Genomic DNA, 17,063 nt, shown 5'->3' with positions numbered 1-17,063 from the left:
TGCCGGCACCTTCTCCCCGCAGGCGGGGAGAAGGGATATGCCGCGCCCCTGCCGGCATTCGGGTGACCCGCGTGCCACGTCCCCTCTCCCCGCTTGCGGGGAGAGGGCTAGGGTGAGGGGCCAGTGGAATGGTCCGGGACGGACCTGTTTCAATACGGCGCCTCGACCGGCCCCATCGACACGTACACCGTCTTCAGCTCCGAATAGTGCTCGATCGCCGCCAGCGAGTTCTCCCGCCCGAAGCCGGATTGCTTGGAGCCGCCGAACGGAATCTCGACGGGGCAGAGGTTGTAGGTGTTGATCCACAGCGTGCCGGCCTCGAGCCTGTCGACGACGCGGTGCGCGCGGGTGATGTCGCGGGTGAAGACGCCACCGGAAAGGCCGAACTCGGTGGCGTTGCCGCGGGCGATCACCTCGTCCTCATGCTCGAAGTCGAGCACGCACATGACGGGGCCGAAGATTTCCTCACGCGCGATGGTCATCCCGTCGGTGACGTCGGAAAAGACGGTGGGCTGGATGTAGTAGCCTTCGCCGGGCACATGGTTCGGAATGCCGCCGCCGGTGAGAAGCGTCGCACCTTCCGCCTTGCCCTTGCCGATATAGTCGAGCACCTTGTCGCGCTGCGCCTTCGATACCATCGGCCCGAGCTGCGTCGCCTCGTCCATCGGCTCGCCGATGACGATCTTCTCCGTCCGCTCCTTCAGCCGCGACAGGAACTTGTCCTTGATGCCCTTCTGCACGAAGACGCGGGTGCCGTTCGAGCAGACCTGGCCGGTCGAATAGAAGTTGCCGAGCATCGCCCCGCCGATCGCACTTTCGAGATCGGCGTCGTCGAAGATGATCAGCGGCGACTTGCCACCGAGCTCCATCGTCACGTGCTTCAGCTCGGATGCGGCCGCACCCGCCACCTTCTTGCCCGTCGGCACCGAGCCGGTCAGCGAGACTTTCGCCACGTCGGGATGGTTGACGAGCAGCGGCCCGGTCGTGCGGTCCCCCTGGATGACGTTGAAGAGCCCCTTCGGCAGGCCGGCCTCGATCAGGATCTCGGCGATCTTAAGCGCGCCGAGCGGGGTGTTTTCCGACGGCTTGAATACCATGGCGTTGCCGCAGACGAGCGCCGGTGCTCCCTTCCAGCAGGCGATCTGCTGGGGATAGTTCCAGGCGCCGATGCCGACGCAGACGCCAAGCGGCACCCGCTTCGTAAAGGCGAAATCCTGTCCGAGAGGGATGTAGTCGCCGTTGAGGCCGGCGGCCGCGATGCCGCCGAAGAATTCGAAGCTGTCGGCGCCCGAGGTCGGGTCGGCGACGATCGTCTCCTGGATCGGCTTGCCGGTGTCGAGCGTCTCCAGTTCCGAGAGTTCGCGGTTGCGCTCGCGCATGATCTCGGCTGCGCGCTTGAGGATGCGGCCGCGCGCCGTCGGGCTCATCGCCGCCCATTCCGGCTGCGCGCGCTTGGCTGCCTGGATCGCCTTTTCCACGATTGCCGGCGTTGCCGCATGCAATTTTGCGATCACCTCGCCGGTGGCGGGGTAGAGGCTCTCGAACGGCGTGCCCGCGGTGTCCTCGACATATTCGCCATCGATGAAGTGGCTGGCTTTCGGCTGGGCTCTCATCTCATTCTCCCCGCGGGTAGCGTTTGGATTCCTCGAGGTTGTCGAGGTTCATGTGGTTGCGCATGTAGCGCTCGGAGGCCTTTTGCAGCGGCTGGTGGTCCCAGGGGTAGTAGGCGCCGTTGCGCAGCGCCTCGTAGACGACCCAGCGCCGCGCCTGGCTCTCGCGCACGGCGGCGTCGAAGGCGGCCATGTCCCAGCGCGCCTCGCGCATCTGCCTGAACGCCTCCAGTGTCGCCCGGATGACGGGATTGTCCGAAGTCGCCAGGTTGTTCAGTTCCAGCGGGTCGGCGTCGAGGTCGTAGAGCTGTTCCGGGTCGAGTTCGCAGTGGACGTATTTCCACTTGCCCTCGCGGATGCCGACGATCGGCGCGTAGGAGGCCTCGGCCGCATATTCCATCAGCACCGGCGTGGTCCGCTCCGCGCCGTTGATGACCGGCACCAGGCTCTCGCCGTCCGTCCACGGCATGACCTCTTCCATCGAGATGCCGGCAAGATCGCAGAGCGTCGGCGTCACGTCGAGGTTGGAGACCGGCACCGTGTGCAAGCCGGAGGCGACGCCGGGACCGGCGATCATCAGCGGCACCCGCGCCGAGCCCTCGAAGAAGTTCATCTTGAACCACAGCCCGCGCTCGCCGAGCATGTCGCCGTGGTCGGAGCAGAACAGGATCAGCGTGTCGTCCAGCATCCGCGTGCGGGTCAGCGTATCGACCAGCTCGCCGACCTTTTCGTCGAGATAGGAGATGTTGGCGAAATAGGCCCGGCGCGAGCGGCGCACGTCCTCCGCGGTGATCGACATGCCGGCATAGTCGCAGGAATGCAGGATACGCTGCGAGTGCGGGTCCTGCTTCTCCAGCATGCTCACTTCCGGCTCGAGATGTTCGCAGTCCGCGTAGAGGTCCCAGAACTTGCGGCGCGCGACATAGGGGTCGTGCGGATGGGTGAAGGACACCGTCACGCACCAGGGACGGCGGCCGGCGTCGTCGTTCTCGCGGGAGAGATGATAGAGCTTCTGGTTGGCGAGGAAGGCGACCTCGTCGTCATATTCCATCTGGTTGGTGATCTCGGCGACGCCGGCGCCCGTCACCGAACCCATGTTGTGATACCACCAGTCGATGCGTTCGCCGGGCTTGCGATAGTCCGGCGTCCAGCCGAAGTCGGCCGGATAGATGTCCGTCGTCAGCCGCTCCTCGAAGCCGTGCAGCTGGTCGGGACCGACGAAGTGCATCTTGCCCGACAGCGCTGTGTAGTAGCCGGCGCGGCGCAGGTGGTGGGCGAAGGTCGGGATCGAGGAGGCGTATTCGGCGGCGTTGTCGTAGACCTGCGTGCGGCTCGGCAGTTGCCCGGCCATGAACGAGGCGCGGGCGGGCGCGCACAGCGGCGAGGACGTGTAGTTGTTGGCAAACCGCGCCGAACGTTTCGCCAGCGCCTTCATGTGCGGCACATGCAGCCAGTCCGCCGGCCCGTCCGGAAAGAGCTTTCCGTTCAGCTGGTCGACCATGATGATCAGGATGTTCGGCTTCTTGGCGGTCACGGCGTGCGGTTCCTTGGGTGTTGCGGGGGTGGCAAATGCGGGGCGCACCCTACCTCCCCTTTGAGGGGCGAGGTCGCCGCGCAGCGGCGGGCGGGGGTGATCCTGCGACAGCATCGGTCGCCTGCATGGTTCCCGACTGGTCACCCCACCCCGGAGCTGCGCTCTGAACCTCCCCCTCAAGGGGAGGGTGGGCCGGTGAGCGCGCGGCATCCGTCCTTCTCCCCGCCTGCGGGGAGAAGGTGCCGGCAGGCGGATGAGGGGCAGTTCGGGATGGCGCGGCATCGATCGACCGCAGCTGCGCGTTGAGGTAATCCTCCGTCAGCGCGATCGAAGCCTCGGCGCTGATCGGGGCTGCGCGCAGGCCCTGGCGGATATAGAGCCCGTCGATCAGGGCTGCGGCACCTTCGGCAATGCGGATCGCGTCCTCGCGCGGACACAGGACGGCGAGGCTGGCGACGAGGTTCGAACGCAGCCGGCGCGCATACAGCACCAGCAGCCGCCGCGTCTCTTCGGATCGCTGCGCATCGGCATAGAAGGCCAGCCATGCGGCGATCGTCTCCGGTGCGAACTGATCGGCGTGAAAGCTGGTACGGATGACGGCGGAAAGCCGTTCGCGCGGCGTGTGAGCGTGCTGAATAGTTTTCACCACGTCGTCGCGCAACTGCCTGAGAAGACTCCGGATTGTCGCGACCAGCAGCTGCTCCTTGGAGCCGAAATAGTGATGCGCCAGCGCAGGCGAAACGCCCGCATGCCTTGCGATCTCCGACATGGTGACGGCCGGCGAGCCGTGGTCGCCGAGCGCCTTCAGCGTCGCATCGAGAAGCGCCTTGCGGCGCACCGGCTCCATTCCGACCTTGGGCAAATCCAGTCTCTCCTTCGACAGGACATTATTTTTAATTGACTCATCAATCAATAAAAAAATCCAAGCGAAATCATGCCGTTCACACGCATGACAACTGTCGATTTCATGATACTATCGAATTGCCTTGTATCAGCTATTGGGGGTTGTTATGGCTGTTCAATCATCGATACCGCGCCTATCCGAAGTCCGTGGCAAATGGGGCTGGTTCGTCGCACTCGGCCTCGCGCTTCTCGTCTTCGGCTTCATTGCCGCCGGCAACCTTCTCTGGGCCACCGTCGTCACCGTCTACTATGTCGGCATGCTGATGATCGTCGGCGGCGCCGTCTATCTCGCCCATGCCTTCCAGGTGAAGGCGTGGAAGGACACGATCTACTGGGTGCTGAGCGCGCTGCTCTATCTCGCCGCCGGCGTGCTTGCCTTCGTGAATCCCCAGCTCACCGCCAAGGTGCTGACGCTGCTCATGGCCTGGGCGCTGATCGTCTCCGGCCTGTTCCGCATCTGGGTGGCGATGCGCGCCCGGGAGGACGGCGGCTGGGGCTGGCTGCTGGCCGGCGGCATCGTCACGGCGCTTGCGGGCCTGGTCTTCCTGATCGGCTGGCCTGTCAACAGCCTGTGGCTGCTCGGCCTGTTCCTGGCCTTCGACCTTGCCATGCAGGGCTGGGCGCTGATCGGCTTCGGCCTGGCGCTGCGCAAGGCGTGACGGATGGGATGGCGCTGCCATTTGACAGCGCCGCCGCTTCCGCGATAGGAAGCTTGCGTGTGATGGGGATGGAGCTCCCCGACAACCGCCATATCGGCTGATAGCTCCTGCCAGAAGGCGGACCGGAAGGTCGCCTGCGGCAGGTTTGCGTCCGCAGCCGGCTGCGGGTGTTTTCCGTTACCGCCACATCCGTGGATAAGGTAACGCAAATGAATTATCTCATCGTATTTCTCGGTGCGGGCATCGGTGGCGCGGGCCGCCATGGCGTGAACGTTCTCGCCGCGCGCCTCTTTGGAACCGGCTTTCCGCTCGGGACGCTGGCCGTCAACGTCATAGGCTGCATGGCGATGGGCTTGATAGCAGGCTTTTTCGCCTTTCGCGGCCATCTCCCGCAGGAAGTCCGGCTGCTGCTCACGACCGGGGTGCTCGGCGGCTTCACCACCTTCTCCGCCTTCGCGCTCGATGCGACGCTTCTGTGGGAGCGCGGCAATCTTGCTATGGCGGTCGCCTATGTCGTCTCAAGCGTCGTCCTGTCGCTGATAGCTGTCGTCGCCGGTCTGTTCCTGGCGCGGCTGTTTCCGGTGGCGCTGGCGTGAAGACGCTGCTTGTGTCCTGGCAGTTCTGGGCCGTCGGTTCGGCGATCTTCGCAGCACTGACGGCCGTCTTCGCCAAGGTCGGCATCGAGGGCGTGGGCTCGGATTTCGCCACCTTTATCCGCACCATCGTCATTCTCGGCGCGATCGCCTTCATCCTGTCGCTGACCGGCGGCTGGCAGGCGCCGTCGACGGTGACGCCGAAGAGCTGGCTGTTCCTGATCCTGTCAGGGCTTGCCACCGGTGCTTCCTGGCTCTGCTATTTCCGCGCGCTCAAGCTCGGCAACGCCTCCCAGGTTGCCCCCGTCGACAAGCTGAGCGTCGTTCTCGTCGCCGCCTTTGCCGCGATCTTCCTCGGCGAGCGCCTGTCGCCGATGCACTGGCTCGCCGTCTGCTTCATCGCCACGGGTGCGGTGATGCTGACCTTGAGAATATGATAAAATCGTCATGTAAGTGTTTGCTGTCGTTGAAGTTTCAAGAAACTGTCATATTCGGGAAACGGTTTTTTCAGGATCGACGAACATGCTTCCGGCAATTCTTGTCCGGAGTCCGCAATGTCCGCCGATATGCTCAGCCTTCGCCGTTTCGGCGACGACCAGATCGTGACCCTCGCCAAGCTGGTCGTGGAAACGGCATTCCAGCCGATCGTGGAAACGGCCTCCGGCGCGGTCTTCGGCTACGAGTCGCTGATGCGCGGGCACGAGCGGCTGGGCTTTTCCTCGCCGCTTGATCTCCTCGACCGCGCCCACGCGGCGGGGCAATTGCTGGCTCTGGAGCACATGGTCACCAGCCGCGCGCTGGCAGCCTTCGCGACACTGCCGGATTTTTCCAGCCGGACCCTGTTCGTCAACCTCGACTCCCGCCTGATCATGCAGGCGGGCGATATCGTGGAGCGCCTGTCGAGCCACCTCAAGCGCGCGGGCATCCCCGCCTCGTCCATCTGCTTCGAGATCTCCGAGCGCTTCGATCACAGTGACGTGCCGGACTTCGGGGTGCTGATGGCACGGCTGCGCCAGGAAGGGTTCAAGCTTGCCGTCGACGATTTCGGCGCCGGCCACAGCGGCATGAAAGTGCTCTGCGACAATCCGATCGACTATCTGAAGATCGATCGCCATTTCATCTCCGGCCTGGAGGCGGATGCCCGCAAGCGCCACCTGGTCAAGAACATGGTCAATGTCTCCCACGTGCTCGGTATCCGGGTGATCGCCGAAGGCGTGGAGACGGAGGCGGAATTCCTCGCTTGCCGCGATGCCGGCTGTGATCTCGTGCAGGGCTGGTACATCTCCCGTCCGCAGACGGACATGTCGGCGCTGCAGCCGGTCTATTCGCCGATTGCACGGGCGGCCGCCGGCCGGCGCAATTCGCCCTCGCTGGACAGCATCCTCATCCGCCGCCAGATCGAGCACCTCCCGGCCGTACACGAGGCCGACAGTCTCGAATCCGTGTTCGAGCTGTTTCGCAAGGATCCGAAGCGCACCTTCTTCCCCGTCCTGAACGCCAATGGCGAGCCGCGCGGCATTCTGCACGAATATCACGTTCGCGAGTTGAGCTATCATCCCTTCGGTCGCGATCTCCTGAAGAACAGGCTGTACCAGAAGAGCCTTTCGCATTTCGCCAAGATGGCGCCGGTCGCCGACCTGGAGACGCCGGCCGAGCAGCTTCTAAACATCTTCGCCGACATGGGCGGCAGCGAATGCGTGATCCTGACGGAGAACATGCGCTATGCCGGCATCCTCAGCGCCTCGTCGCTGCTCAAGATCATCAGCGAAAAGCAGTTGAAGGCGGCCGAGGATCAGAACCCGCTCACCGGCCTGCTCGGCAACCGCTCGATCCATGAATACCTCCAGGACCGGGCGCTCGACGGCGACCAGCTGCGCTGCTTCTGCTACTTCGACTTCGACAACTTCAAGCCCTTCAACGATCACTACGGCTTCCAGATGGGGGATCGCGCGATCCTGCTGTTCGCCTCGCTTCTACGCCGCCACTTCATCGGAGACGACGTGTTCATCGGCCATCTCGGCGGGGATGATTTCTTTGCCGGCATCTCGGGGCGCGACGTCGCCTCGGTGGAGGAACTGCTGCAGCGGCTTCTGGGCGATTTCACCCGGGAGGCCCGGCAGCTTTATGCGCTGGAGGATCTGCAGGCCGACGGCATCAGGGGGCATGACCGCGATGGCAATGCCCGCAACTTTCCGCTGATGCGTTGCTCGGCGGTGGTTCTCGTCATCCACGAGGGGGACCTCGTTGCAGATCCCCAGCAGATCAGCGCTCGCATCGCAACGCTCAAGAGCCAGGCCAAGCTCAGCGCCAACGGTGTCGTCCTGTGTTCGGTGGAGATGCGCGAGGCCGCCTGATCCAAGGAGATCACCCAAGGCGGCCACCGGTGAATAGGGGAGGGCGGATCCGGCCACGGATCCGCCCTCTTTCGACCGCCAGCCGTACACACACAGAGCTGGTCGGCCTATCCTGAGCGGCTGTAGTTGGGTCGGGGCAGACCGCTCAAGACTGCTGAGGTCACTCCAGGATCTTTACAGTCTTGGCTTCGTGCTTCTTCCCGACCATGTCATAGGAGATCGATACCTTCTCGCCGGCCTTCAGACCCGGATCCTTGAAACCCTTCGGCAGCATGTAGGCGGTGCCGTCCGAAAGCGTCAGCGTCATTGCCGACGAGCTGTAGGCTTTCACGGTTCCGGTAACGGTCTGCGCCGCAGCGAAGGCGAAGCCCGGCGCGGACAGAACGCTGACGATTGCGAGATTGGAGAGAAGAACACGCATGAGACTTGTCCTGGTTAGGCCCTTGTAGGGCCTCATTTCGGAAGTCGTCCGAAAGGCGTCGCGTCACGGCCAGGGCCGCCGGCGCTTCCCGACTTCGATATGGACGTTAAGCGTGCGCAAGCGCCACTTCAAATTAAAGATAGGTAATTCTACAAGTCCATGAAATCACATGATTTCAATGATTTGTGGCAAATTGTGGCGAGCTTCCTGATGAAGCAAATTTAATGTATCGCTGCCAATGCCATGTCGTCACGGAATGGTTTCCGCTATGGTCATGCAAGAAGCGGGCGGCAACCAGCCCGCAGCCTGCCCCAAGGAGACTGCCATGACGCTGCCCGAAACCATGTCCTTCGTCGACGTGAGCGAGCCCGGTGGCGTGGAAAATCTTCTGGTCGCGCAAGGGCCGCTGCCGCTGCCGCGCGCAGGCGACATTCTGGTGCGCGTCGAAGCCGCCGGCATCAACCGTCCCGATCTCATGCAGCGCAAGGGCGACTACCCGCCGCCGCCCGGCGCCAGTCCCATCCTCGGTCTCGAAGTCGCCGGCGAGGTGGTGGGCCTTGGTCCCGGCGCCAGTGGATTTTCGATCGGCGACAAGGTCTGTGCGCTCGTCAATGGCGGGGGGTACGCGCAGTATTGCGCGGTGCCCGCAACCCAGGCCCTGCGTTTTCCCAAGAGCTATGATGCGGTCAAGGCGGCAGCCCTGCCGGAGACGTTCTTCACCGTCTGGGCCAACGTCTTCATGATGGCGGGGCTGAAGGCGGGCGATACGGTACTGGTACACGGCGGCACCAGCGGCATCGGCACGACGGCGATCCAGCTTGCCACGGCTTTCGGCGCAAGGGTCTTTGCCACGGCCGGAACCACCGAGAAATGCGAAGCCTGCGTCGGCCTCGGCGCGTCGCGCGCGATCAACTACCGCAGCGAGGATTTTTGCGCGGTGATCGCAGAGGAGACCGGCAGGCGCGGCGTGGACATCATCCTCGACATGGTCGGCGCTGCCTATTTCGACCGCAACCTGAAATCGCTGGCGCAGGATGGCCGGCTTTCCATCATCGCCTTCCTCGGCGGTGCCTTTGCCGACAAGGTCAACCTCGGGCCGATCCTGTTGAAGCGCCTGCGCGTCATGGGCTCCACCCTTCGCCCGCGCACGGCGGAGGAAAAGCGCCAGATCCGCGACGCGCTTCTGGAACAGGCATGGCCGCTGCTTGATTCCGGCCGTGTCGCGCCGGTCATCCAGGCGGTCCTGCCCTATACGAAAATCGCTGATGCGCACCGGATGCTGGAGCACGGCGATCATGTCGGCAAGGTGGTGATCAGCTTCGATTGAGCGCAGCAGGAGACCGGTGTCAGCCGATCTCCTTGCGCAGGCTCGCCGAAAGCAGGAAGGCCAGCAGAGCCGGCAGCGCCAGCATGCCGAAGAGCCACGTGGCCGCCGATATGCTGCCGGCGACGCCGCCGGGGTGGAGCAGGCCGAAGCTGTTGGCCAGCACGCCCGAAAGGGCCGCGCCGAACGCGCTGCCGATCGACTGCATGGTCGTGATCGCAGCCGATGCCTTGTCCTTCTCGCTGTCCGGCGCCAGCCGCAGCACCAGCGTCACCAGATGCGCCCAGCCCATCCCGACGCCGAACCCCATTCCGAAGATCGCGACCGTCAGCGGGGCAAGCTGCGATATGCTGCTTTCGGGATTGTGCCGGGCGAGCAGGAACACCATCGCGCCGGTCGAGGCGGCCTCGACCACGGTGCCCGCGATGATGGAACGGATCGCATTCCGCCCGCTGAGCCCGGAGGTCAGGAATGCCGCCATGGTCCATCCGAGTGCGACGACGGCGACCAGATACCCGGAGGCCAGCGGATCGAGCCCGTGCAGTTCCTGCAGGAAATACGGAATGTAGACATCCGAGGTCAGGGTGACCATCAGGAGCACCATGATCGCGTAGATGCGCCCCAGCGGCGAGGCTAGGGTGGCCGTCCGCGCCGGCAGGAGCAGGACCTTGGAGCGCCGCTCGACCGCCAGCATGGCTGCGATCGCGACGGCGGCGAGACCCGCCAGTCCCGCCCGCAGCGCCACTTCGTCGACCGAGCCGGCAAAGGAGACCAGCAGCACCGAGCCAAGAACCAGTGCGATCTGCGTGAACGGGGCGGGAGGCGCGCTTTCGCGGTCCTCCCCCGGCGGCAGCCGCCGTGGCGCCATGTAGGCCATCAGGAGCGAGATCGGCACCAGCATCAGGAAGGCTTCGCGCCAGGCGCCGCCATTGGCGAAAATGCCGCCGATGGAAGGCCCGAGCAGGGTCGACACGCCCCAGATCGCCGCATAGAGCGTCGTCGCCTTTCGCCACAGCGGCTCGGGATAGACGAAGCGGATGAAGGAGTAGCCGAGCGCGACCAAAAGGCCGGCGCCGAGCCCCTGCACGGTGCGGCCGAGCAGCACGACACCAATCACCGGCGCAATCGCGCAGATCAGGCTGCCGAGCCCGAACAGGGCGGCGCCCGCCACGTAGCAGCGATTGAGCGTAACGCTTGCCGGACGCACGGCCACGAAGATCGACCCGATGACCGATGCGGCGACATAGAGCGTCGTCGCCCATGCAAACAGCGCAAGCCCGCCGATATCGCGCACGATCGACGGCATCAGGGTGGCCGTGATGTAGGTCTCGATCGCATGCAGGGCGATGCCGCCGCCGAGCATCAGCGTCGCGAACAGATTCTCGGGGCGGAAAAGCGCTGAAAGGCGTGGCGGCGCGTCGGTGTGCTGGATTGTGTGTGTCATGCGGGTATCGATTCTGGAAAGGGGCGAATGGATCACATTTCCCGCCGCCCCGAAAGGGCAAGCTTTCGCCGCAGCCGGAAATGGCCGCAGCGCTGCCGTGTGCGGATGTCCGACGCACGCGGTGTGGCCAATGCCGAAAGTATCGCAGCTTACTCGCGGAGCCGCGACGGGCGCCGGCTCAGATGCCCACGCGGCCGAGGGCCGGGATCTTCAGGCCCGGGCGCGTGACGTCGATCCCGGCAACGAGGCCGGCGAGATGGAATTCGAGGCCGCTGCGAACGCCCGCGGAGAATCCGACCAGACCGACCAGGCTCACGTGGAAATCGCGGCCGTCGGGCGCAAGTTCGAAGAAGGTGCCCCACGGCAGGAAGTCGCGCCCGACGGCTTCCGGCGGCAGCACAGCTCCCAGTTCCGGCACGCTCTTCAGCACGTGCGCCACGAAGGTGTTCGAGTTCGGGCCCGGCCACATGCGGTAGCCGCCCGGCTGCGCGTAGGGGTAGGCCTCTATCGCAGCCTCGATCGTCGGGATCAGCCTTGCCGCTTCCTCGCCCGCAAGCGAGACGACCACACGCGGCCGGTTGGAATACCAGAAGGCGTCGGCGGGGTAGCCGTTGCGCCGCACCGGGCTGCCCCAACCGACCTTGTCGTAGCGGTCGTATGCAGTGGCGTTCGCAGCCTTGGTGACGATCCAGGAATGGCTGGCAAAGGCGCCCTTCATGCCGCCGGTCGCAGCCGAGAAGATGTGGACCGTCGCGCGCGGTTCGGCCACCGGCGCCGGCAGGATGCCGGCCGACGTCCAGTTCGCCTCCCGCCAGGAGGCCGGCCGGTCCAGCAGGTACCAGTAGCCCGCGCTCGCCAGCGCCGGCATCAGGTAGATCGCGAGAAACAGGATCAGCACCTTCCTGCCGACTTTCATCCGGCTCTTCTCCGTATGTTGCTGATTTCAGACACAGTCTGGGCTAATACGGCAAGCGATCTTGGAATTTTGAGGGCATCTGGCATGGAAAATCCCGTAATAGTCGAGGTGACGCGTGGAAACCGCGTGGAAAGCCGCCATCGCGGCATGGTCGTTGCCGTCGATGGTGACGGCAAGGTGATCCTTGCCGGCGGCGAGGTCGACGCCGCCATTTTCCCCCGCTCCGCCTGCAAGGCGATGCAGGCGCTGCCGCTGGTGGAAAGCGGCGCGGCGGACGCCTATGGCTTCGGCGACCGGGAACTGGCGCTTGCCTGCGCCTCGCACAGCGGCGAGCCGGAGCACGCGGCGCTCGCAGCAAGCATGCTTGCGGCCGCCGGCCGCGATGCGGGCGCGCTCGAATGTGGCGCCCATTGGGCTTTTGACCAGCCGGCATTGATCCACCAGGCGCGGGCGATGGAACGCCCGACTGCGCTGCACAACAACTGTTCGGGCAAGCATGCGGGCTTCGTCTGCACCGCCTGCCACACCGGCACCGACGTGAAGGGCTATGTCGGCTACGACCATCCCATCCAGGCGGAAATCCGCGACGTCATGGAGAGCCTGACGGGGGCCGCGCTCGCGCACGACGACTGCGGCATCGACGGCTGCTCGATCCCCACCTATGCGGTGCCGCTGCGCAAGCTTGCCCATGGTTTTGCAAGGATGGCGACGGGGGCAGGGCTGGAGCCTGTTCGCGCCCGAGCCGCCAAGCGGCTGATCGATGCCTGCATGGCCGAACCCTTCTACGTCGCAGGCACAGGGCGCGCCTGCACGCGCCTGATGCAGACGGCGCCAGGACGCATCTTCGCCAAGACCGGTGCGGAAGGCGTCTTCTGCGCGGCGGTACCCGAAAAGGGCATCGCCATTGCGCTGAAATGCGAGGATGGCGCCACGCGCGCGGCCGAGGCCATGGTCGCAGCAACGCTGGCCCGCTTCTTCGACCATGACGAAGCGGTGCGTAACGCCCTGCTGAGCCAGGCCAACCGGGCGATGCACAACTGGAACGGCATGCACGTGGGCGACATCAGGGTGACGGGGCCGCTTGCCGCCTGACGCATGTCGCGCGAAAGTGGGCCGCGGTTTTGCGTCGGGAATTGCGTAAGACCAAAGAGATCGAGCATTGGCAGCGCTTCTGTTCACAGCCCACGGCACAAGTTTTGCATGAGTACGGTACCTTCCGCTTCCGTCATTCCGGCCTGAGCCGGAATCCAGTCGCCTTGCGTCTGCAAGGCGAAAAGAATCTCCTGCGATCAAAGACTTGATCGCGCTGGTTCCCGGCTCAAGGCCGGGAAGATGGAAGCTCAGCCGGATCTCACGGGAGTTTCTCCGGATCGCGCAAGCGGCTAGGATTTTTTCAGGGCCGATGTCGGAACTCGCCCCACAGTTGCGTCCTTGTAGCATCGGCGGCCGCAGACGCGGTTGCGAACCCAAAAAGGAGTAGCCGAATGCGCATGATCTTCGTCAACCTGCCTGTCAAGGAAATGGCTGCCACCCGGCGCTTCTTCGGTGCGCTCGGCTTCACCTTCAACGAGCAGTTCAGCGACGAGCAGGCGGCCTGCATGGTCGTTTCTGACAACATTTTCGTCATGCTGATGGTCGAGAGCAGGTTCGGCGAGTTCGTCAACGGCGCCGTCGGCGATCCGGAGAAGGATACCCAGGTGCTGACCTGCCTGTCCGCCGAAAGCCGTGCCGAGGTGGACGACTTCAAGGCCAAGGCGCTTGCCGCCGGTGCGCGTGAGTGGAAGCCGAACGTCGAGTTCGGTCCCATGTACGGCTGCAGCTTCCAGGACATCAACGGCCACGTATGGGAAATGATGCACATGGCGCAGGAATGAGGGGCGCTGCCGTGCGGGCGCTGGAGTGAGATGCCCCGCGAGAGAATCCCTGGAGCGAGGCGAAGAAACCGCGCCTTGCTCCGCCGGAACGACATCCTTGCCGCAAATTTGAACTTTTCGTCACCCAGCGGGCCTGGCCTTGCTTGTCAGGCCGGGCGTGATGCGGTCTCCTGTATCGCAGTGAAAACGATTCCGGAGGAAATCCCATGCTCACCCTGCACATCGCCCCGAAGACATGCGCACTGGCCTCGCTCATCGCGCTGGAGGAAAGCGGCTTGCGGTTCGATGTGCGCGGGGTCGATTTTGCAAGTTCCGAGCAGCAATCGCCGGGCTACCTTGCGATCAATCCGAAAGGCCGCGTGCCGGCGCTCGTCACCGACCGCGGCGTTCTGACCGAGACGCCGGCGATCCTTGCCTATGTCGCCCAGATCACCCCAGGCGGGCGACTTGCGCCGCTCGATGACGCCTTCGCCTTTGCCCGCATGCAGGCTTTCAACTCCTACCTTTGCTCCACTGTCCACGTCGCCCATGCCCATAGCCGTCGCGGCGCGCGCTGGTCGGACGACCCGGCCGCGGTCGAGACGATGAAGGCGAAGGTACCGCAGAACATGGCCGAGTGCTTCCGTCTGATCGAGGAGATGATGCTGACCGGTCCCTGGGTCATGGGCGCCGCCTATTCCGTCGCCGATCCCTATCTCTTCACGATCGGCGGGTGGCTGAAGGGCGACGGTGTCGATCCGGCGCTGTTCCCGAAGGTGGCGGAGCATCGCGCCCGCATGCTGGAGCGTCCGGCCGTCAAGCGGGCATTGGAGCGCGCAGAGGCCTGACCGGTGCAGCGAAGGTCAGGCGCTCGGCCCGTTTCCAGAAACCGCCTTCCATCTCCGGAAGGCGGGCAGGAACAGGCATCAGGTAGCCGATCCCGCGGCAGCCTCGTACTGCTTGCGCTGCCTTGCCGTCGCCCGCCGCTTCCACGCCTCCTGCAGGCGAAGCCGCAATTCGTCGTCGCCGATCACAGCCGCGCGCACGAGTACGGCGGGCCAGCCGTGAAAATGCGGGGTTTCGAAATAGATTTCCGGCGCCAGCTCGATCAGGTGTTCCTTCTGGTCGAGCGGCATCGACAGCGCGACGAGGTCGGCGCTCTTGGCAACCGCAATCATCCGCCCGCCGACCTTCAGCGCCGCCTGCCCATAGCAGGTGCCCGCCTCGACGCCGGGCAGGCCGGCGGCCAGTCGTTCGAGTCTCGCGAATTGCGCTTGCGTCTCGGTCTCTGACATGGCGATGTCTCTCCGCGTGCGGAGACGATAACCTCGCCGCAGCCGTTCTGGCAAACCGGGCGCTATCCCGGCCGACCATTCAGCCTTGCTACCCTGTACGACCGCAGACAGCGGCCGGGGCGCAGCCCTGCACTCGCGCAACGCCCTGGAACGGCAGGTCCGCCCGCTGGCGTTCGTCCATCGCGGCGATATCGGGATGGGAAAGCGGATCGCGGACCCAGACGAGGTCGGCTTCGCTGCTGCCCGTTTCATTTCTCGCACGATGGGCGAGGGTCAAGAAAAGCTTGAACATCGTTCCTCCTGCAGTGTCGTTGTGCCGCTGTTTCCTCTGAACGAGAAACCGGCGAAATGAGTTGTGCTGGGGCTGACCTTGCGCCGCACTGCGGGCGAATACAATTGAGGAGATCAGCGAGATGCTATAGAAAAACTATATGAAGAACCTGAATGTCGTTCAGTTGAATGGATTGCGTGCCGTCGAGGCGGTCGGGCGACTGGGGTCGCTGCAGGCGGCGGCCGAGGAGCTGGGCGTGACCATAGGTGCGGTCAGCCAGCAGGTCATCAAGGCGGAAACCCAGCTTGGGCGCAGCATATTCGAGCGTACGCCGCGCGGCCTGCGGCCGTCGCGCGCCGGCGAGCCGTTCCTTCGCAAGCTGAACGCCGGTTTCCGCGAACTCTCCGAGGCGGTCGGCAGCGTGCGCCACCGCGACGATACCATTCTCGTCATTTCGGTCGCGCCGATCTTCGCCTCGCGCTGGCTGATCCACCGCATCCACCAGTTCAGCGCGCGGCATCCTGAAATCAGCCTGCGGATCGAATCGACCACGACGCTGGCGGATCTCGCCGGTTCTGACGTCGATCTCGGTATCCGCATCGGTCCCGGCAACTGGCCGGGGGTGCGCGCGGAATTCGTGCTGCCGCAGGAGATGTTTCCCGTCTGCACGCCGGAACTGGCGCAAAAGCTCCGCACGCCCGCCGATCTCGTCGACATGCCGGCGGTGATCGACGCCAACGACCAGTTCACCTGGGACCGCTGGCTGAAGGCCGCAAACCTCGATCAGCCGCCGCCCAAGACGCGCCACATGTTCAGCGACGCCTCGCTCTGCCTGGATGCGGCGCTGGCGGGGCAGGGGGTGCTGCTCGCCTGGCCGATCCTCGCCTCCTGGGCGCTGGAGGAAGGGCGGCTCGTCGCCCCCTTCGACATCCGCGTCAAGACAGGAATGGGCTACTACTTCGTCACGGCTCCCGACGTTCGCGAACCGAAAAAGGTCACGCTCTTCAAGGCGTGGATGCGGCAGGCCATTGCCGAGAGCATGGCCGACCACACCGACGGATCGCCTACTCCGCTTCCTTGAGGCGCGTCTCGAACATCGCCTTGAAGGCCGGCCGTGCCTGGCAGGCGGAAAGCCAGGCCTTGACGTTCGGCGCGGCCTCGAAAAGCTCGGTCTGGGTCATGGCATAGCGGAACACTTCGGCAAGGTTCAGGTCGGCGACGGTGAAGCGGTCGCCGACGACATGGCCCGTCGCCGCAAGCTTCGCGTCGAGCAGGGCAAAGGCCTTGCGCAGCGCGCGCGTGGCAAGCCGGATGGCTTGGCGTCCCTCGTCCGTATCGGCAGACTTGGCATCATGGATCAGCACGATGCGGACGGCGTGCGGCTCGACCTCCGTCGCCGCCCACATCGTCCATTGCAGCATTTCCGCCTCTTCCGTCAGCGTCTGCGCCGAAAGCGGCCCGCCATGCTTGCGGGCGAGATAGAGGTTGATCGCAAGCGATTCGTTCATCACGAAGCCGTCATCCTCGATGCAGGGGATCAGCCCGCCGGGATTGATCTTGAGGAATTCGGGAGAGACCGTATTCAGCGGCGCGTCGGCCGCACTCGGGTCGTCGAGCCTGCGCGCCTGGATCACCGGTACCGATTTGAACGGCAGGCCAAGTTCGCCGGCCAGCCAGTAGTTGCGCGAGGCGCGCGAGCGATAGACACCGTAAATCGTGAGCATGGAACTGATCTCCCTTCTGAGTGGAGCGCACCATAGGGTGTCGCCAGCCCTCTAGACAGGGGATGACGATGATCGGATCATGAATTGTCGTGATCGAAATATGCCGCATTGACCCATTCCGGGTGAGGCGATATGGCCGCTAGATGGCCGCTAGAGGTCCGT

Annotated in this window: 17 protein-coding genes, 1 pseudogene and 1 riboswitch; of the genes and pseudogenes, 9 read left to right on the top strand and 9 right to left on the bottom strand. The window is 64.6% G+C overall.

Annotated elements, in window-relative coordinates:
* Positions 1-149: 149 nt before the first annotated feature.
* The 3 genes and pseudogenes from betB to betI form a co-directional block, all read right to left on the bottom strand.
* On the bottom strand, positions 150-1,613 hold the full coding sequence (betB, locus tag HV823_RS20035) for a betaine-aldehyde dehydrogenase (RefSeq protein WP_176951522.1): 1,464 nt from the start codon (positions 1,611-1,613) through the stop codon (positions 150-152).
* 1 nt (position 1,614) lies between these two features.
* Positions 1,615-3,144, bottom strand: a complete 1,530-nt coding sequence (gene betC / locus HV823_RS20030) for a choline-sulfatase (protein ID WP_176951521.1) — start codon at positions 3,142-3,144, stop codon at positions 1,615-1,617.
* A gap of 286 nt (positions 3,145-3,430) precedes the next feature.
* Positions 3,431-4,006: pseudogene (gene betI, locus HV823_RS20025) on the bottom strand (transcriptional regulator BetI); the annotation flags it as partial.
* Positions 4,007-4,154: 148 nt separating this feature from the next.
* On the opposite strand from betI, the gene HV823_RS20020 reads away from it, so the two are divergent.
* The 4 genes from HV823_RS20020 to HV823_RS20005 all read left to right on the top strand — a co-directional run bounded on the left by HV823_RS20020 (position 4,155) and on the right by HV823_RS20005 (position 7,653).
* Positions 4,155-4,706 (top strand): HdeD family acid-resistance protein, encoded by a 552-nt coding sequence (locus HV823_RS20020; protein ID WP_176951519.1) that lies wholly within the window; start codon positions 4,155-4,157, stop codon positions 4,704-4,706.
* A 55-nt stretch (positions 4,707-4,761) separates the two neighbouring features.
* Positions 4,762-4,823, top strand: a riboswitch (Fluoride riboswitch).
* A gap of 92 nt (positions 4,824-4,915) precedes the next feature.
* Positions 4,916-5,302 (top strand): fluoride efflux transporter CrcB, encoded by a 387-nt coding sequence (crcB, locus tag HV823_RS20015; RefSeq protein WP_176951518.1) that lies wholly within the window; start codon positions 4,916-4,918, stop codon positions 5,300-5,302.
* Positions 5,299-5,736: an EamA family transporter gene (locus tag HV823_RS20010; RefSeq protein ID WP_176951517.1), complete on the top strand. Its 438-nt coding sequence runs from the start codon at positions 5,299-5,301 to the stop codon at positions 5,734-5,736. Before crcB ends, HV823_RS20010 begins: the two co-directional genes overlap by 4 nt.
* Positions 5,737-5,853: 117 nt before the next feature.
* A complete protein-coding gene (locus HV823_RS20005) occupies positions 5,854-7,653 on the top strand; it encodes an EAL domain-containing protein (RefSeq protein WP_176951516.1) in 1,800 nt (599 codons plus the stop codon).
* Positions 7,654-7,813: 160 nt separating this feature from the next.
* Here HV823_RS20005 and HV823_RS20000 read toward each other — a convergent pair whose 3' ends face one another.
* Positions 7,814-8,074, bottom strand: a complete 261-nt coding sequence (locus HV823_RS20000) for a DUF1344 domain-containing protein (RefSeq protein WP_176951515.1) — start codon at positions 8,072-8,074, stop codon at positions 7,814-7,816.
* Between the two features lie 325 nt (positions 8,075-8,399).
* Between HV823_RS20000 and HV823_RS19995 the strand changes: the two genes are divergently transcribed.
* Positions 8,400-9,401 carry an NAD(P)H-quinone oxidoreductase gene (locus HV823_RS19995; protein ID WP_176951514.1) on the top strand — a complete coding sequence of 334 codons (1,002 nt, stop codon included), beginning with the start codon at positions 8,400-8,402 and terminating at the stop codon, positions 9,399-9,401.
* 19 nt (positions 9,402-9,420) lie between these two features.
* Here the strand turns inward: HV823_RS19995 and HV823_RS19990 are convergent, their stop codons facing one another.
* Both HV823_RS19990 and HV823_RS19985 read right to left on the bottom strand, forming a co-directional pair.
* On the bottom strand, positions 9,421-10,842 hold the full coding sequence (locus tag HV823_RS19990) for an MFS transporter (protein ID WP_176951513.1): 1,422 nt from the start codon (positions 10,840-10,842) through the stop codon (positions 9,421-9,423).
* Positions 10,843-11,020: 178 nt separating this feature from the next.
* A complete protein-coding gene (locus HV823_RS19985; RefSeq protein ID WP_176951512.1) occupies positions 11,021-11,758 on the bottom strand; it encodes a DUF3750 domain-containing protein in 738 nt (245 codons plus the stop codon).
* An 84-nt stretch (positions 11,759-11,842) separates the two neighbouring features.
* Between HV823_RS19985 and HV823_RS19980 the strand changes: the two genes are divergently transcribed.
* The 3 genes from HV823_RS19980 (at position 11,843) to HV823_RS19970 (ending at position 14,459) form a co-directional block, all read left to right on the top strand.
* Positions 11,843-12,850: an asparaginase gene (locus tag HV823_RS19980; protein ID WP_176951511.1), complete on the top strand. Its 1,008-nt coding sequence runs from the start codon at positions 11,843-11,845 to the stop codon at positions 12,848-12,850.
* 392 nt (positions 12,851-13,242) lie between these two features.
* Positions 13,243-13,632, top strand: a complete 390-nt coding sequence (locus HV823_RS19975; protein ID WP_176951510.1) for a VOC family protein — start codon at positions 13,243-13,245, stop codon at positions 13,630-13,632.
* Between the two features lie 206 nt (positions 13,633-13,838).
* Entirely contained in the window at positions 13,839-14,459 is a 621-nt protein-coding gene (locus HV823_RS19970) for a glutathione S-transferase family protein (protein ID WP_176951509.1), read from the top strand.
* Between the two features lie 78 nt (positions 14,460-14,537).
* Here the strand turns inward: HV823_RS19970 and HV823_RS19965 are convergent, their stop codons facing one another.
* Both HV823_RS19965 and HV823_RS19960 read right to left on the bottom strand, forming a co-directional pair.
* Positions 14,538-14,906 carry an MmcQ/YjbR family DNA-binding protein gene (locus HV823_RS19965; protein ID WP_176951508.1) on the bottom strand — a complete coding sequence of 123 codons (369 nt, stop codon included), beginning with the start codon at positions 14,904-14,906 and terminating at the stop codon, positions 14,538-14,540.
* 88 nt (positions 14,907-14,994) lie between these two features.
* Positions 14,995-15,198, bottom strand: coding sequence for a hypothetical protein (locus HV823_RS19960; RefSeq protein ID WP_176951507.1), 204 nt, complete (start codon positions 15,196-15,198; stop codon positions 14,995-14,997).
* Positions 15,199-15,337: 139 nt separating this feature from the next.
* Between HV823_RS19960 and HV823_RS19955 the strand changes: the two genes are divergently transcribed.
* A complete protein-coding gene (locus HV823_RS19955) occupies positions 15,338-16,258 on the top strand; it encodes a LysR substrate-binding domain-containing protein (RefSeq protein WP_176951506.1) in 921 nt (306 codons plus the stop codon).
* Here the strand turns inward: HV823_RS19955 and HV823_RS19950 are convergent.
* Positions 16,242-16,901 carry a glutathione S-transferase family protein gene (locus HV823_RS19950; RefSeq protein ID WP_176951505.1) on the bottom strand — a complete coding sequence of 220 codons (660 nt, stop codon included), beginning with the start codon at positions 16,899-16,901 and terminating at the stop codon, positions 16,242-16,244. The two genes, HV823_RS19955 and HV823_RS19950, sit on opposite strands and share 17 nt — an antisense overlap.
* Between the last annotated feature and the right edge of the window lie 162 nt (positions 16,902-17,063).

Origin of the sequence: Mycoplana rhizolycopersici (assembly GCF_013378445.1) — a bacterium.
Lineage (GTDB): Bacteria > Pseudomonadota > Alphaproteobacteria > Rhizobiales > Rhizobiaceae > Mycoplana > Mycoplana rhizolycopersici.
Note: the sequence above shows the minus strand (reverse complement) of the source record. Positions and strands in the feature narration are given on the sequence as shown.

Coding starts and splice junctions, on each gene's coding strand:
- HV823_RS19985 (WP_176951512.1), bottom strand. CDS start 11,758: ATGAAAGTCGGCAGGAAGGTGCTGATCCTGTTTCTCGCGATCTACCTG.
- HV823_RS20000 (WP_176951515.1), bottom strand. CDS start 8,074: ATGCGTGTTCTTCTCTCCAATCTCGCAATCGTCAGCGTTCTGTCCGCG.
- HV823_RS19955 (WP_176951506.1), top strand. CDS start 15,338: ATGAAGAACCTGAATGTCGTTCAGTTGAATGGATTGCGTGCCGTCGAG.
- HV823_RS19995 (WP_176951514.1), top strand. CDS start 8,400: ATGACGCTGCCCGAAACCATGTCCTTCGTCGACGTGAGCGAGCCCGGT.
- HV823_RS19970 (WP_176951509.1), top strand. CDS start 13,839: ATGCTCACCCTGCACATCGCCCCGAAGACATGCGCACTGGCCTCGCTC.
- HV823_RS20020 (WP_176951519.1), top strand. CDS start 4,155: ATGGCTGTTCAATCATCGATACCGCGCCTATCCGAAGTCCGTGGCAAA.
- HV823_RS19975 (WP_176951510.1), top strand. CDS start 13,243: ATGCGCATGATCTTCGTCAACCTGCCTGTCAAGGAAATGGCTGCCACC.
- crcB (WP_176951518.1), top strand. CDS start 4,916: ATGAATTATCTCATCGTATTTCTCGGTGCGGGCATCGGTGGCGCGGGC.
- HV823_RS19950 (WP_176951505.1), bottom strand. CDS start 16,901: ATGCTCACGATTTACGGTGTCTATCGCTCGCGCGCCTCGCGCAACTAC.
- HV823_RS19990 (WP_176951513.1), bottom strand. CDS start 10,842: ATGACACACACAATCCAGCACACCGACGCGCCGCCACGCCTTTCAGCG.
- HV823_RS19960 (WP_176951507.1), bottom strand. CDS start 15,198: ATGTTCAAGCTTTTCTTGACCCTCGCCCATCGTGCGAGAAATGAAACG.
- HV823_RS19965 (WP_176951508.1), bottom strand. CDS start 14,906: ATGTCAGAGACCGAGACGCAAGCGCAATTCGCGAGACTCGAACGACTG.
- HV823_RS19980 (WP_176951511.1), top strand. CDS start 11,843: ATGGAAAATCCCGTAATAGTCGAGGTGACGCGTGGAAACCGCGTGGAA.
- HV823_RS20005 (WP_176951516.1), top strand. CDS start 5,854: ATGTCCGCCGATATGCTCAGCCTTCGCCGTTTCGGCGACGACCAGATC.
- betB (WP_176951522.1), bottom strand. CDS start 1,613: ATGAGAGCCCAGCCGAAAGCCAGCCACTTCATCGATGGCGAATATGTC.